The 15,171-nt window shown below is 69.2% G+C and carries 14 protein-coding genes; 7 read left to right on the top strand and 7 right to left on the bottom strand.

The features are described 5' to 3' along the window. Positions 1-49: 49 nt before the first annotated feature. From mctP to OF819_RS25685, 3 genes are all read right to left on the bottom strand, one after another. Positions 50-1,678, bottom strand: a complete 1,629-nt coding sequence (gene mctP / locus OF819_RS25675) for a monocarboxylate uptake permease MctP (protein ID WP_267246018.1) — start codon at positions 1,676-1,678, stop codon at positions 50-52. Further along, a complete protein-coding gene (locus OF819_RS25680; protein WP_267246019.1) occupies positions 1,675-1,917 on the bottom strand; it encodes a DUF3311 domain-containing protein in 243 nt (80 codons plus the stop codon). The genes mctP and OF819_RS25680 overlap by 4 nt, the downstream gene beginning before the upstream one ends. A 221-nt stretch (positions 1,918-2,138) precedes the next feature. Further along, positions 2,139-2,912, bottom strand: a complete 774-nt coding sequence (locus tag OF819_RS25685) for a GntR family transcriptional regulator (protein ID WP_267246020.1) — start codon at positions 2,910-2,912, stop codon at positions 2,139-2,141. A 302-nt stretch (positions 2,913-3,214) separates the two neighbouring features. On the opposite strand from OF819_RS25685, the gene OF819_RS25690 reads away from it, so the two are divergent. The 6 genes from OF819_RS25690 (at position 3,215) to OF819_RS25715 (ending at position 11,154) form a co-directional block, all read left to right on the top strand. Further along, on the top strand, positions 3,215-4,513 hold the full coding sequence (locus OF819_RS25690; protein WP_267246021.1) for a sugar ABC transporter substrate-binding protein: 1,299 nt from the start codon (positions 3,215-3,217) through the stop codon (positions 4,511-4,513). Positions 4,514-4,646: 133 nt separating this feature from the next. After that, a complete protein-coding gene (locus OF819_RS25695) occupies positions 4,647-5,657 on the top strand; it encodes a carbohydrate ABC transporter permease (protein WP_267246022.1) in 1,011 nt (336 codons plus the stop codon). Between the two features lie 119 nt (positions 5,658-5,776). Beyond that, entirely contained in the window at positions 5,777-6,613 is an 837-nt protein-coding gene (locus OF819_RS25700; protein ID WP_267246050.1) for a carbohydrate ABC transporter permease, read from the top strand. Positions 6,614-6,622: 9 nt separating this feature from the next. Further along, positions 6,623-8,170: a glycoside hydrolase family 3 protein gene (locus tag OF819_RS25705; protein WP_267246023.1), complete on the top strand. Its 1,548-nt coding sequence runs from the start codon at positions 6,623-6,625 to the stop codon at positions 8,168-8,170. Positions 8,171-8,200: 30 nt separating this feature from the next. Beyond that, positions 8,201-9,283: an SIS domain-containing protein gene (locus OF819_RS25710; protein ID WP_267246024.1), complete on the top strand. Its 1,083-nt coding sequence runs from the start codon at positions 8,201-8,203 to the stop codon at positions 9,281-9,283. A 386-nt stretch (positions 9,284-9,669) separates the two neighbouring features. After that, entirely contained in the window at positions 9,670-11,154 is a 1,485-nt protein-coding gene (locus OF819_RS25715; protein WP_267246051.1) for a PAS domain-containing sensor histidine kinase, read from the top strand. Between the two features lie 186 nt (positions 11,155-11,340). On the opposite strand, the gene OF819_RS25720 is transcribed toward OF819_RS25715, so the two are convergent. Both OF819_RS25720 and OF819_RS25725 read right to left on the bottom strand, forming a co-directional pair. Next, the gene (locus OF819_RS25720; protein WP_003953983.1) at positions 11,341-11,598 is read right to left on the bottom strand and encodes a WhiB family transcriptional regulator; all 258 of its coding nucleotides are present in this window, start codon (positions 11,596-11,598) and stop codon (positions 11,341-11,343) included. 314 nt (positions 11,599-11,912) lie between these two features. Beyond that, complete coding sequence (locus OF819_RS25725) at positions 11,913-12,881, bottom strand: diacylglycerol/lipid kinase family protein (protein WP_267246025.1); 969 nt, start codon at positions 12,879-12,881, stop codon at positions 11,913-11,915. Between the two features lie 94 nt (positions 12,882-12,975). Between OF819_RS25725 and OF819_RS25730 the strand changes: the two genes are divergently transcribed. Beyond that, the gene (locus tag OF819_RS25730; protein WP_267246026.1) at positions 12,976-13,425 is read left to right on the top strand and encodes a hypothetical protein; all 450 of its coding nucleotides are present in this window, start codon (positions 12,976-12,978) and stop codon (positions 13,423-13,425) included. Positions 13,426-13,504: 79 nt separating this feature from the next. Here OF819_RS25730 and OF819_RS25735 read toward each other — a convergent pair whose 3' ends face one another. Further along, positions 13,505-14,518, bottom strand: coding sequence for an RNA polymerase sigma factor SigF (locus tag OF819_RS25735; protein ID WP_416370624.1), 1,014 nt, complete (start codon positions 14,516-14,518; stop codon positions 13,505-13,507). Next, the gene (locus tag OF819_RS25740; RefSeq protein WP_240134896.1) at positions 14,515-14,928 is read right to left on the bottom strand and encodes an anti-sigma regulatory factor; all 414 of its coding nucleotides are present in this window, start codon (positions 14,926-14,928) and stop codon (positions 14,515-14,517) included. Before OF819_RS25740 ends, OF819_RS25735 begins: the two co-directional genes overlap by 4 nt. Positions 14,929-15,171 lie beyond the last annotated feature (243 nt).

Here is a 15,171-nt window from a genome sequence, read left to right on the forward strand (position 1 = left end):
TCCCAGGGCGTAGGGGGAGGGCAGGGGAAGGTCCCCGCACGCGCAACGCTCAGCGCGCCGCGTCCGCGCCCACCTTCGGCGGTTCCCGCCGCACCCCAGGCTCCCCCGCATCCGCCGTGTAGTCCGACGGCCTCGTCTCGTCCACACCCTCCGGCGCCTTCACCGCCCGCATGACGAACGTCAGCACCACCGTCACGATGACGTTCAGCACAAACGCTGTGAGCCCGATGTAGCCGATCTCACCGATTCCGGGGATCGTCGCGGACGAGCCGCCGAAGTGCTTCTGCGTGGGGCTGGCCACCCCGTACGCCGCCGCCGTGCCGTAGATCATGCCGACCGCCCAGCCCCCGAGCAGCGCCCACCGGTGGAACCAGCGGGTGAACAGGCCGCCCACCAGCGCGGGGAAGGTCTGGAGGATCCAGATGCCGCCCAGCAGCTGGAAGTTGATGGCGACCGTCTTGTCCATGGTCAGCACAAACGCCAGCGCACCCACCTTCACCAGCAGTGACACCAGTTTGGAGACCTTGGTCTCCTGCTCCGGCGTGGCGTCGGGGCGGATGAAGTCCTTGTAGATGTTGCGGGTGAACAGATTGGCCGCCGCGATCGACATGATCGCCGCCGGCACCAGCGCGCCGATGCCGATGGCGGCGAAGGCCACGCCCGCGAACCAGTCGGGGAACATGTTCTCGAAGAGCTGGGGGATCGCCAGCTGGCCGTTGCTCACGGTCACGCCGGCGGCGAGCGCCATAAAGCCGAGCAGGGCGAGCATGCCCAGCATCAGCGAGTACAGCGGCAGAATCGTGGTGTTGCGCCGGATGACGTCGCGGCTGCGGGAGGACAGCGTCGCCGTGATGGAGTGGGGGTACATGAAGAGCGCGAGCGCCGAGCCGAAGGCCAGGGTGGCATAGCCCCAGTGGGCCGAGTCGCCGGGGATCAGCGAGCCGCGCGGCTTGTCGGTGGCCGGGTTGATCTGTTCGTATGCCGCGCCCGCCTTGGCGAAGATCTCGTCGAATCCGCCGAGTTTGATCGGGATGTAGATGATCGCGACCGCGATGACGATATAGATCAGCGTGTCCTTGACGAACGCGATCAGCGCGGGCGCGCGCAGCCCGGAGGAGTAGGTGTAGGCCGCGAGCACCCCGAAGGCGATCAGCAGCGGCAGGTCCTTGACGAACCAGTTGGTGTGCTCGCTGCCGCCGACGCCCATGACGTCCAGCACGGCCTGGATGCCCACCAGTTGGAGCGCGATATACGGCATCGTCGCCAGGATGCCGGTGAGCGCCACGGCGAGCGAGAGCCCCTTGGAGCCCCAGCGGCCGCGGACGAAGTCAGAGGTGGTGACATAGCCGTGCCGGTGGGAGACCGACCACAGCCGCGGCAGGAAGGTGAAGATCAGCGGATAGACGAGAATGGTGTACGGGACGGCGAAGAAGCCCGCCGCTCCGGCCGCGTAGATGGCCGCCGGGACGGCCACGAAGGTGTACGCCGTATAGAGGTCGCCGCCGAGCAGGAACCAGGTGATCCAGGTGCCGAACGAGCGTCCGCCCAGGCCCCATTCGTCGAGGCTGTGCTCGTTCTCGGCCTTGCGCCAGCGTGCGGCCAGGAAGCCCATGACCGTCACGGCGACGAAGAAGAAGAGGAAGACGGCGAGTGCGACGCCGTTCACGCCGTCCTTCACAGGTCCCCGCCCTCCTTCCGGGAAGCGGCGGCGGCCCGGGCGCGCTGGTCGCGCTGCCACAGCCAGTACGCGATCATGGTGAGCCCGGTCGAGATGACGACCCAGAGCATCTGGTACCAGTAGAAGAACGGCATGCCCGCGAATGTCGGCTCGACCCTGGCATAGGAACTCACCCAGAGCATCGCGATGAACGGTGCGATAAGACAGAGGGCGACGACGACCCGTACGGGTGTGACCACGGGCTGCTGACGATCCGTCGCTCCCGTGGTTCCCGTGGCTCCTGTCGCTTCCGTTGAATCCGGCGCTTGTGACGCCTTGGGCACTTCTGACATACGGCGAACTCCGTCCCCTTGCCGAACGCCTGTGTAATGCGCACGAAATCTAGGGGAGGGGGGCGCGCCGCGACACCCCCTGTCCAGATAACGGATCTATTCCGTCAGGTCAGTTGAACGGCGGGAACTTATTCGGCGTTTCCGCCGGGGCGCTGCAGCCGGGCGACGAACTTGTAGCGGTCGCCGCGGTAGACGGAGCGCACCCACTCCACCGGCTCCCCCTGGGTGTCGATGGAGTGCCGGGACAGCATCAGCATCGGCAGCCCGACGTCCGTGCCGAGCAGTCCGGCCTCGCGCGGGGTGGCCAGTGAGGTCTCGATGGTCTCCTCGGCCTCGGCGAGCCGTACGTCGTACACCTCCGCCAGGGCGGTGTAGAGGGAGGTGTACTTCATCAGATTGCGGCGCAGGGCGGGGAAGCGCTTCGCGGACAGATGGGTGGTCTCGATGGCCATCGGCTCGCCGCTCGCGAGCCGCAGCCGCTCGATGCGCAGCACCCGGCCGCCCGTGGGGATGTCGAGCAGTCCGGCGAGAGTGTCGTCGGCGGTGACATAGCCGATGTCGAGCAGCTGAGAGGTCGGCTCCAGACCCTGGGCGCGCATGTCCTCTGTGTACGAGGTGAGCTGCAGGGCCTGGGACACCTTGGGCTTGGCGACAAAGGTGCCCTTGCCCTGGATGCGCTCCAGGCGGCCTTCGACGACGAGCTCCTGGAGGGCCTGGCGCACGGTCGTGCGGGAGGTGTCGAACTCCGCCGCGAGCGTCCGCTCCGGCGGCACCGGGGTGCCGGGCGGCATGGTCTCGGTCATCTCCAGGAGATGCCGCTTGAGGCGGTAGTACTTGGGCACGCGCGCGGTGCGGGCCTGATTGCCGTTCTCGGTCTCGGTGCCGCTCCCGTCTGTGGTCATGGCCCGCTTCTCCGCCTTCTGCCCTGCTGCCGTCACCGGCACCTCCGTCTGTCGCGGCTCACATGGTGGCACGGCCCGGTCACAGGTCGTCGACCTCCCTCAGATGTCGGTCCGGTAACGGACGCGACAGCCCTTCTTATACACCCTTGACACCCCTAAAGGTCTAGGCCAAGCTCCCGGTACTGGTCTAAACCATTAAAGACCAGATCCCGGCCCCAGGGCAGACTCCGATGCGCGACCTCAAGTTCTGCGCGACTCCCGGGTGGTGGGGGGTAACTCTTGCATCCCTTGAGGAGGGTGGCGTGAAGCGTAAGCTCATAGCTGCGGTGGGTGTGGCTGCGATGACCGCGTCGATCGCGGCATGCGGCTCCGACAGCACCAAGGCCGCGAAGGACCCCAAGGACCGCGACGAGACGCTGACCGTCTGGCTGATGGTCGATGCGCAGTCCACCTGGCCCGAGCTGGTCAAGGATGTCAACGCCCAGTTCAACGCCAAGTACCCCAAGGTCAAGGTCAACGTCCAGTACCAGCAGTGGGGCGACAAGACCAAGAAGCTGGACGCCGCCCTCGCCGGCGACAAGTTCCCCGACGTCGTCGAGCTCGGCAACACCGAGACCATGACGTACATCCTCAACGGCGCCCTGGGTGAGATCGACGAAAAGAAGTACGAGAACTCCGACACCTGGATCAAGGGCCTGAAGGACACCTGCTCCTTCGAGGGCAAGCTCTACTGCGTCCCCTACTACGCGGGCGCCCGTGTCGCGATCTACAACAAGGACATGTTCAAGGCCGGCACGGGCTCCGACGCGCTGCCGGCCACCGAAGCCGAGCTGACCGCCGCCCTCGACAAGGTCCAGCAGAAGTACGGCGACGACAAGGCCTTCTCTCCGCTCTATCTGCCCGGCCGCTACTGGTATGCCGCCATGTCCTACGTCGCCGCGTACGGCGGCCAGATCGCCGAGTACGACGAGGGCGGCAAGAAGTGGAAGGCCACCCTCTCCACCCCCGAGGCGCAGCAGGGCATCAAGCACTTCGTCGACCTGGTCAACAAGTACAACCACGGCGACAAGACGAAGGACGAGCAGGACCACGCCAACGTGATGGCCAATGAGAAGACCGCTCTTCTCTACGGCAACGGCTGGGAGGCCGGCAGTGTCGTCGACCCGGCCGCCAACGGCAACGAGAAGCTGAAGGACAAGATCGGCACCGCGGGCATGCCCGGCCCGAACGGCAAGGCGCTGCCGTCCTTCATCGGCGGCTCCGACCTCGCCACCATCTCCAAGTCCAAGATCCAGGACCTGGGCGAGGAGTGGATCTCCATGTTCACCAGCGAGAAGTCCCAGGCCGTCCTCGCCTCCAAGAACATCCTGCCCAACAACACCAAGCAGCTTGAGCCGCTGAAGGCGAAGCCGGAGACCGCTCCGATCGCCAACGCCGTCCCGGACGCCTGGTTCACCCCGATCGCCCCCGGCTGGGCCGCGGTCGAGAAGAGTGAGGTCCTGGAGCTGATGCTGCTCGACATCATCAAGGGCACATCCGTCGAGGAGGCCACCAAGAAGGCCGACGAGGAGATCGACAAGCTGATCAACGAGCAGTCCTGACCTGACCCGGGACTCTCGACGGCTTCGGTCCCCTTCGTCTGTCGCGGGGGCGGCCGACCTGCTCCGGCGCAGGTCCGCCGCCCCCGCCCCCGGTACTTCCCGGTCGTCACACCTGAACGGAAGGCTCAGCACCATGAGTGCCGCCGATATGAAAGCAGCCGACCCGGCGGCGCCCGCCTCGCGGCGCACCGAGGTCACCGGCCCGCAGCCGCCCGAGGGCACGGCGCGCAAGGCCCGCAGCATCCGATCCCGAAGAGCCGGTGAGCTGCTGCCGTATCTGCTGATAGGCCCGACCATCGTCGCCATCGCCGCGGTCTTCCTCTGGCCGCTGGTCAAGACGGTGATCATGTCCTTCCAGGACGTCGGCCGCAAGGAGCTGTGGACGGGCGAAGCCGCCCCCTGGGTCGGCTTCGAGCAGTTCACCACTATCTTCGCCGACGGCGCCTTCTGGGACTCCGTCGTCCTCACCGTGGTCTTCATGGCCGCCTGTGTGATCGCCACCCTCGCCCTCGGGCTCGCCGTCGCGCTGATGATGCAGCGCATGTCGGCATGGGCGCGGCTGCTGGTGACCGCGGCGCTGATCGCCGCCTGGTCCATCCCGCTGATGGTGGCCGCGTCGATCTTCCGCTGGTTCTCCGACTCCGACTACGGCGTCTGGAACATGGTCCTCGCCAAGTACCTCGGGCTCGACTTCCAGGGCCACAACTGGTTCCTCGACTACAAGCAGGGCTTCGTCGTCATCGGCGCGGTCGTCGTCTGGGGCGCGGTCCCCTTTGTCGCCATCACGCTGTACGCGGCCCTCACCCAGGTCCCCAAGGAGCTGGAGGAAGCCGCGGCCATCGACGGCGTCGGGGCCTTCGGCAACTTCCGCTTCGTCGTCTGGCCGGTCATCAAACCGGTCTTCCAGATGGTCGCGACCCTGTCGGTCATCTGGGACTTCAACGTCCTCGGCCAGGTCTGGCTGATGCGCGGCACCAAGCCCGAGCCGGAGTACGAGGTGCTCGGCCTCTACGCCTTCAACAAGGCCTTCGAGTCCAACTCCTTCAGCCAGGGCGCGGCGATCTCCCTGATCACGGTGCTGCTGCTGTCCGGCGTCGCCGTGTACTACCTGCGCCAGCTGCTCAAGATCGGAGAGGTCGAGTGAGCGCCACCGCCTCCGCCCCGAAGGCCCCGAAGACCGCGAAGACCGCGAAGACCGCGAAGACCGCGAAGACCGCGTCCTCCGCCGGTCCGGCCGGATCGCCGCGGCCCGCGTCCGCCGCGATCCGCCCGGACCGCAAGAACAGATCCCGGCACCTCTACAACCTCATCGGGCTGCTGACCTTCGTCGTCATGATCTTCCCGGTGTACTGGCTGGTCATCAGCGCGCTCCGGCCCAACGCCGAGATCCGCAGCTATGACCAGACCCTGTGGCCCTCGTCGATCACCTTCGACAACTTCAGCCGGGCCATGGACCAGGCCAACTTCGGCACCGCGGTCAAGTCCAGCCTCATCGTCTGCGTCACCGCGGTGGTCGGCGCGATGATCATGGCGACCATCGCCGCGTACGCCATCGGCCGCTTCCGCTTCAAGGGCCGCAGGATCTTTATGATCGTGCTGATCCTGGTGCAGCTGCTGCCGCCGACCGCGATGCTGATCCCCATCTATCTCCAGCTCAACGACCTCGGCGCGCTGAACGAGTACTGGGGCGTGATCATCGTCTATCTCGTCTCCACCCTGCCGTTCGCCACCTGGATGATCCGCGGCTTCGTGATCAACATCCCCAGGGAGCTGGAGGAGTCCGCCATGGTGGACGGCTGCAGCCAGATGGGCGCCTTCTGGCGGGTCGTCTTCCCGCTGCTCGCGCCGGGTCTCGCCGCCGCCTCCATCTACTCCCTGATCAACGCCTGGAACGAGTATCTGCTCGCCTACGTCGTGCTCCAGGACAACGACAAATACACGCTCAATGTGTGGCTGGCGAACTTCACCACCTCGCGCGGAGTGGACTACGGCGCGCTGATGGCCGCCTCGACGCTCATCGCCATCCCCGTCGTGGCCTTCTTCATGGTCATCCAGAAGAAGATGGCCGCGGGGCTCACCTCGGGCGCAGTGAAGGGATAACACCGTCCTATGACGACGCTTGTGAGCACATCCGACACTCTCACCCGCGACGCCCTCGCCGTGCTCCAGCCGGGCTTCACCGGCACCACGGCCCCCGACTGGCTGCTCCGCCGCATCGGCGAAGGGCTGAGCGCGGTCGGTCTGTTCGGCCGCAACATCGCCTCGCCCGAGCAGCTCGCCGCGCTCACCGCGCAGCTGCGGGCCGAGCGGGACGACGTCCTGGTGGCCATCGACGAGGAGGGCGGCGACGTCACCCGGCTTGAGGTGCACACCGGCTCCTCCTTCCCCGGCAATCACGCGCTGGGAGTCGTGGACGACACCGGGCTGACCCGGGCCGTCGCCGCGGAGCTCGGCCGGCGGCTCGCCGCCTGCGGGGTCGACCTCAACTGGGCCCCCTCCGCTGACATCAACTCAGACCCGGACAACCCGGTTATCGGCGTACGGTCTTTCGGCGCGGACCGGGAACTGGTTGAACGTCACACCGCCGCCTATGTCGAGGGGCTCCAGTCGGCCGGAGTCGCCGCCTGCACCAAGCACTTCCCCGGACACGGCGACACCAATGTCGACTCGCACCATGCGCTGCCCCGCGTCGATGTGGACCTCGCCACGTTGCACGCCCGTGAGCTGGGGCCTTTCCGCGCGGCCGCCGCCGCGGGTTCCAAAGCCGTGATGAGCGCGCATATCCTGCTTCCCGCGCTCGACCCCGACCGCCCGGCGACCCTGAGCCCGCAGATCCTCACCGGACTGCTGCGTGAAGAGCTGGGCTACCAGGGGCTGATCGTCACCGACGGCATGGAGATGCAGGCCATTGCGGCGACGTACGGCATCGAGCGCGGCTCCGTCCTCGCGATCGCCGCGGGCGCCGACGCCATCTGCGTCGGCGGCGGCCTGGCCGACGAGGAGACCGTACTGCGGCTGCGCGACGCGCTGGTCACGGCGGTGCGGAACGGCGACCTGCCCGAGGAGCGGCTCGTCGACGCTGCGGCGCGGGTGCGCGCCCTCGCCGACTGGACGCGCCGGGCCAGGGGGGCTGAGAGGGAGCCGGGCGCGGCTTCAGAGGAGGGGACCGCGCCCGGCTCCGGCAGCGGGGCGGACATCGGGCTGGTCGCGGCCCGGCGCGCGGTGAAGCTGACGGCCGCCCGCCTTCCGTACGAACCTCCCGCGGCCGCGCCGTATGTGGCCGCCCTCGCCCCGGTCGCGAACATCGCCGTCGGCGACGAGACCCCCTGGGGCGTGGCCGCTGAGCTGGACGCCCTGCTGCCCGGCACCGCGAGCGGCTCATACGGGGAGACGGACGACGCCCGCGGACTGGCCGACGACGTGCTGGCCGCGGCGGGGGACCGTAGGATCGTCGCTGTGGTACGCGATGCCCACCGCCACCCCTGGATGGTGCGCGCACTCGACGCCCTCGTCGCCGCCCGGCCCGACGTGGTCGTGGTGGAGATGGGCGTGAACGGCGCGGAGCCCAGGGGAGCGCTGCATATCGCGACCCATGGCGCGGCCCGGGTGTGCGGGCGCGCCGCCGCCGAGGTCATCGCCGGCGCCGGCGGAGCCTGACCTCATGACGCCGTCAGGGAGGCGCCCAGCATGTCGTCCGTGACGAACCCCTCCGCTGAGCACGGGGAGAGTGAGCTCCCCGGCCGGATCATGGCCGGGGAGATGGCGGAGCAGCCGGCCGTGCTGCGGCGCGTCCTGGAAACCGGCGCGCCGGTGATCCGTCAGGCCGCCGAGGCCATCGCGGCGAAGAAGCCCCGCTTTGTGCTGCTGACCGCGCGGGGCACGTCCGACAACGCCGCCCTGTACGCCAAGTACCTGCTGGAGGTGCGGCTGGGGCTGCCGTGCGGGCTCACCTCGATGTCCACCACGACGGCGTACGGGGCGCGGCCGGACCTCAGGGACGTACTGGTCATCACCGTCAGCCAGTCCGGCGGGTCACCGGACCTGGTGGCCTCCACGATGGCCGCGCGGGACGCCGGGGCGATCACCCTGGCGGTCACCAACAACCCGGACTCGCCGCTGGCGGCGGTGTCCGAGTACCACATCGACATCCTGGCCGGGCCGGAGAAGGCGCTGCCCGCGACGAAGACGTACACCGCGTCGCTGCTGTCGCTCTATCTCTTCGTGGAGGGCCTGCGGGGCGGGGACGGCGCGCCCGCGAAGGCGCTGCCGGAGCTGGCCGAGCGGGTGCTGGCGCGCGGCGACGAGGTGCGGCAGCTGGCCGCGCGCTACCGGTTCGCCGAGCGGATGGTCATCACTTCGCGGGGATACGGCTACCCCACGGCGAAGGAGGCGGCGCTCAAGCTCATGGAGACGAGCTACATCCCGGCGCTGTCGTACTCCGGGGCGGATCTGCTGCACGGGCCGCTGGCCATGGTCGACAACATCTCGCCCGTCATCGCGGTCGTCACGGACGGCAAGGGCGGCGAGGCGCTCCGGCCGGTGCTGGAGCGGCTGCGGGGGCGTGGCGCGGATCTGGTGGTCATCGGCCCCGAGGCGCAGGTCGCGGCCGCGTCCGCGGGCTTCGTCCTGCCGACGTCGGACCTGCCCGAGGAGCTTCAGCCGATCCTGGAGATCCTGCCGCTGCAGCGGCTGGCGTACGAGGTCACGATCGCACGCGGCCAGGACCCGGACGCGCCGAGGGCGCTGGCCAAGGTCACCCAGACGCACTGAGGCCTCTCCCGGGCGGTCGCGCCTGCCGCCCTCGGGGCGCGGCTGGGTCATGCGGCACCGGTTCGCCCCGCACCCCGAAAAGCACCCGCGGGCCGCGGCGCCGCGACGGGACCCTCAACCCGTACGGCACCGCAGCCCGGAGTTGCGCCGGCCGCCGGGTGTGCGGGCCCGGGCGGCCGTGGGGAGGCATCGGCGCAGTCAGGGCAGAGAGCGCCCGGTGCCTCGATCCACCCTCCTGTGCGGGGAGGGCGGAGGCCTTTTTACCGGTTCATTGCGAACCACTTCATTGTGGACTAGACCATTTGGGAATGTCCATCTGTTCGCACAGCTTAGTTCCCGGCGGCCCGTCCGTTCACCCCAAAGGTACGCTCACAGATGTGCCGTCCATGAACGATCTCGTACGCCAGCACACCGCCCTGAGCGAATCCGACCTTGAGTGGCTCCATCTGCTGGTCTCGGAGTGGCAGCTGCTCTCCGATCTGTCCTTCGCCGACCTCGTCCTGTGGGTCCCCACCCGCGACGGCACCCGCTATGTCTCCGTCGCCCAGATGCGCCCCAACACCGGACCCACGTCCTACCAGGACGACATGGTCGGCCATCTCGTCCCCCGCGGCCGCCGCCCGCTGCTGGACGCCGCGCTCGACGAGGGGCGGATCGTGCGGGAGGGCGACCCGGAGTGGCGCGAGGAGGTTCCGGTGCGGGTGGAGTCGATCCCCGTACGCCGTGAGGGCCGCGTCCTCGGCGTCATCGCGCGCAACACGAATCTGCTGACCGTGCGCACCCCCAGCCGGCTGGAGCTCACCTACCTCCAGTCCGCCTCCGACCTCGCCCAGATGATCGCCGCCGGCGCGTTTCCCTTCCCCGGCCAGCAGGTCGACATGGACGCCTCGCCGCGCGCCGGCGACGGGCTGATCCGCCTCGACGCCGACGGGGTCGTCCAGTACGCCTCGCCCAACGCGCTGTCCGCCTACCACCGCCTCGGCCTGGCCGCCGACCTCGTCGGCCAGCATCTGGGCCAGATCACCGCCGAGCTGGCGCCCTCCCGCGGCCCGGTCGACGAGGCCCTGGTCAAGCTGGCCTCCGGCTATGCCCCCCGGGAGACCGAGGTCGAGGGCAACGGCGGCGTGATCCAGCTGCGCGCCATCCCCCTCAAGCCCAAGGGGCCGCGCATCGGCTCCCTGGTCCTGCTGCGCGACGTCACGGAACTCCGCCGCCGCGAGCGCGAGTTGATCACCAAGGACGCCACCATCCGGGAGATCCACCACCGGGTGAAGAACAACCTCCAGACGGTCGCCGCGCTGCTGCGTCTGCAGGCCCGCCGGATGGACTCGGTACGGGGCAGGGAAGCGCTCAACGAGGCGGTGCGCCGCGTCGGCTCGATCGCCATCGTGCATGAGACGCTCTCGCAGAATCTCGACGAGCGGGTCGAGTTCGACGACATCGCCGACCGGGTCATCGCCATGGTCGCCGAGATCTCACCGGGCAAGGTCGAGTGCCGCCGCACCGGCCGCTTCGGCATCCTCGACGCCGAGGTCGCCACCCCGCTGTCGATGGTGCTGACGGAGGTGCTGCAGAACGCCCTGGAGCATGCCTTCCCCCAGGACGGACACGGCTCGCTGGAGGTCTCGGCGGTGCGCGGCGGTCTGCGGCCCGGCGCCGGACGGCTGCTGATCACGGTCCAGGACGACGGCCGCGGTCTGCCCGAGGGCTTCGACCCGCAGAGCGCGGGCAATCTGGGCCTGCAGATCGTACGGACCCTGGTGGAGGGGGAGTTGGGCGGTACGTTCGACATGCTCCCCGTGCCCGCGCCGGACCGCGGCACTCGCGTCGTGCTCGACATCCCCTTGCAGGCGGAGAAAGAGAAGCGCTGAAAGAGAAGCGCGAAAGAGAAGCGCTGACGGCGATGAGCCCCGGACCGTGGAGAGCGGTCCGGGGCTCGAAGCTCTATGAGGTGGTGCTCGATGCGCATTCGGGGTACTGCGCGGCTGCGGCTCGGGGGCGGTGGAATGCGTACTCGCTGTACGCGCCGCCGGCCTTGAGGTCGTAGCGGGGGCGTATCAGGCGCTTGCGTTGCGCGCCCGGTTGCGAGCGGCGCGGCGCTTCATAGCGCGGCGCTCGTCCTCGCTGAGGCCACCCCAGACGCCGGAGTCCTGGCCGGACTCGAGCGCCCACTGCAGGCACTGCTCCATGACGGGGCAGCGACGGCAGACGGCCTTGGCTTCCTCGATCTGCAGCAGCGCAGGACCGGTGTTGCCGATGGGGAAGAACAGCTCGGGGTCTTCCTCGCGGCAAACGGCGTTGTGACGCCAGTCCATGGCTGCTACCTCTCCTTGATTACACACAGGTTGCTTGTGAATGTGAACGCTTTCACGAATCCCCCCGCAAGGGAAGGGCCGACTTCCGGTTGCCCGGCGTGGTCCTGGGTTTGAGGAGGGGTTCTGGCGATCTGTGGGGCCGGTGGTGCGGGCTGTCCCGATCGCCAAGTAGAGATTCGCAAACCTCGGCGGCGGATACAACCCCTTCCGGAAAGTTTTTTTTGATTCCTCGGTGTCGACTAGGTCACAGCCGTACTTCTATGGGGTGGGAGCCAGTCCGTACGTTCGAGTTAAAGGACTTTCGGCCCTTCTACTCACACAATCACACGCAGTGCACGGCGAACGCCTGTGAACGTCACGCTGGTGCGCACTCCAAGGTGGTCGCCGTCCATCTGGAACGGGAGGGGGACCTTTGAATGCAAGGCGAAGTCTGTGACGTCATGGAGCGCCAGCGCATGCTTGCCGCGCGGGCCGCGCTCGGGGGAGGAGGTCAGCAGCTGGGTGGCATACCGGGCGACCGCAGGCGTCGACAGCCGGGAGAGCGCGAGCACGTCGAGCGCGGTGTCGAAGGAGGCGTCCGGCGAGGCGTACACCGGGCGATTGCCCAGGTAGGTCCAGGGTGAGGTGTTGCAGACTATGGACAGCACCAGATCGGAGACCGGCTCCGCGCCAGGCCGCTCCAGGGTGATCATCCCCTGCCGGCGGTGCGGCTCCTCCAGGAACTGGCGCAGCGCCTGGCGGATGTAGAGCGCGTGCGTGGACCGCTTGCCGCGCTCCCGGTGCTGTTCGACCCGGCCGATCACGCCCGCGTCGAAGCCGAACCCCGCGCAGAACGTGAACCAGCGGGGCGGCACGCCCTCGTCCTCCGTGCCGGGCGTGCCGGCGGCGAGGCCGAGGCCGATCGTCCGCTCGGTGCGGTCACGGAGCGCGTCCAGGATCGCGCCGGTCGCCTCCACGGCGTCGTTCGGCAGCCCGAGCGCGCGGGCGAAGACATTGGTGGAGCCACCGGGCACAACGGCGAGGCGCGGGAGCCGGTCCGGATCGGGGCCGTGGTGCAGCAGGCCGTTGACGACCTCGTTGACCGTGCCGTCTCCGCCGAGGGCGACGACCATGTCCATGTCGTCGGACTCCGCGGCCCGGCGGGCGAGGTCGCGGGCATGGCCGCGGTACTCGGTGGTGACGGCCTCCAGCTTCATCTCGCTGGCGAGCGCGTGGATGAGGACATCACGGGTGCGGGCACTGGTGGTGGTGGCTGCCGGATTGACCACGAGGAGTGCACGCATGCGCAGCAGCGTACCTACTGGGGGGTACCCAGCCCAGTCCGGGGCTTCGCCCTGTGGACGACACCGGGGCGCGGCGGGCGGCTACCCTGCTGGGGTGAGTGCCGAAGACCAGACCAGCCCTGAGCAGAGCAGCCCCCGGCCACCGCGTCCCGCCCGGCTGACCGCGGCGGCCGCGGTGTCCGGCGTGGAGGGCCTCGCCCTCGCGGCGGGCGGTGGATACATGCTCGTCGAGGCGCTCCTCGGGCAGCCGGACGGCCGGACCCAGGCCCTCATGGGCGGGATGACCCTCCTCGCGCTCGCCCTGATCCCGCTGGCGGCGGCGCGCGGACTGCTGCGGATGCGCAGCTGGAGCCGCGGCCCCGCGATCATCACACATCTGATGGCGCTCATCCCGGCATGGACGCTGCTGCGCGCCTCGGGCGCGCTGATCCCCCTCGGGATCGCGCTGGCGGCCGTCGCCGTGACCGGCCTGGTGCTTCTGGTCAACCCGACGGCCACCCAGGCGCTGGGCATCCGCGGGCCGGGCGCGACGCGCGACGCGTAGCCGGCGGGCAGGAGCGGGGGCCCGGGGGCTCAGCTCCCCCAAACGGGGTCCGGGGACAGAGCCCCCGGTCACTCCTCGGTCACTCCTCGACCAGCAGTTTCTCGCGCAGCTGCGCCAGCGTCCTCGCCAGCAGCCGGGAAACGTGCATCTGGGAGATGCCCACCTCCTGCGCGATCTGCGACTGCGTCATATTGCCGAAGAACCTCAGCAGCAGGATCCGCTTCTCCCGCGGCGGGAGATCCTCCAGCAGCGGCTTGAGCGACTCCCGGTACTCGACGCCCTCCAGCGCCTCGTCCTCCGCGCCGAGGGTGTCCGCGACCGCGGGGGACTCGTCGTCGGTGTCGGGGACGTCCAGGGAGAGGGTGGAGTACGCGTTGGCGGACTCCAGGCCCTCAAGGACCTCCTCCTCCGAGATGCCGAGTCGCTCGGCAAGCTCGTGGACCGTGGGGGAGCGGCCGTGCTGCTGGGACAGCTCGGCGGTGGCGGTGGTCAGGGAGAGCCGCAGCTCCTGGAGGCGGCGCGGCACCCGCACCGCCCACCCCTTGTCGCGGAAGTGCCGTTTGATCTCGCCCACGACCGTGGGGGTGGCGTAGGTGGAGAACTCCACGCCCCGCTCGGGGTCGAAGCGGTCCACCGACTTGATCAGGCCGATCGTGGCGACCTGCGTCAGATCGTCGAGCGGCTCCCCGCGGTTGCGGAAGCGCCGCGCCAGATGCTCGACCAGCGGCAGATGCATCCGTACGAGCTGATTGCGCAGCTCCGCCCGCTGCGGGGACCCGGCGGGCAGCTTGCGCAGCTCGATGAAGAGCGCCCGCGCCCCGCTGCGGTCCCTAGGGTCGAGCGGCTGCTCGTGCTGCTGCTCCTGCCGCTGCTCCGGCATGTGCTCGCTGTGCTCGCTCATACGGTCCGCCTGGTCCGCCTGATCTGCCTGGGCCTGGGCCTGCTCCTCCGCGGCCGCCGGCCGGCCGCCCGGTCCGTCCACCGCCGGGTGCGGCCGTGCCTGCTGCTCGGGGATGCCGGCCGACGAGCTCAGCACCCTGGGGTTGCGCTCCTCGTCCTCCTGCATCGGACCGTCCCCGTTTCCTTCGCTCACGCCGGCCCGGGTCCCGCGCCGCGCTGCTTGTACAGGCTGATGGAGACCGTCTGGTCGTCCGCCACGGAGGAGTCGACCTTGCCGGCCAGTGCGGAGAGCACCGTCCAGGCGAAGGTGTCGCGCTCCGGGGCGCGCCCGTCGGTCGTCGGGGCCGAGACCGTCACTTCGAGAGAGTCGTCGACCAGCCGGAACACACAGCTGAGGACCGACCCGGGGACGGCCTGCTGCAGCAGGATCGCGCACGCCTCGTCGACCGCGATCCGGAGATCCTCGATCTCGTCGAGGGTGAAGTCCAAGCGCGCGGCCAGACCGGCCGTGGCCGTACGCAGCACGGAAAGGTAGGCGCCCGCAGCGGGCAGACGGACTTCCACGAAGTCCTGAGTCCCGGGCTCGCCTGCGATCTGGGACACCCTCACCTCCAAGGTGCACAAGCTCTTTCGGGGCCGCGGGAGGGGAGGTCCCGAAGCCGTGGGGCATATGTCAGTACGCGGCGGTACTGCCTGGCGACGCTATCGCGATCCATGATGCCGTGTCGCCGGACCCCCAACCGATGGCTGTCACTCATGGTAAGGCTATGAGTACGGACAGTGGCTAGAGGTTTGCCGGAACCAATTGAGAGGAACCGGCGGAGGGTTGACGTACCCATGCGCCGG

This window comes from Streptomyces sp. PR69, assembly GCF_026420845.1.
Lineage (GTDB): Bacteria > Actinomycetota > Actinomycetes > Streptomycetales > Streptomycetaceae > Streptomyces.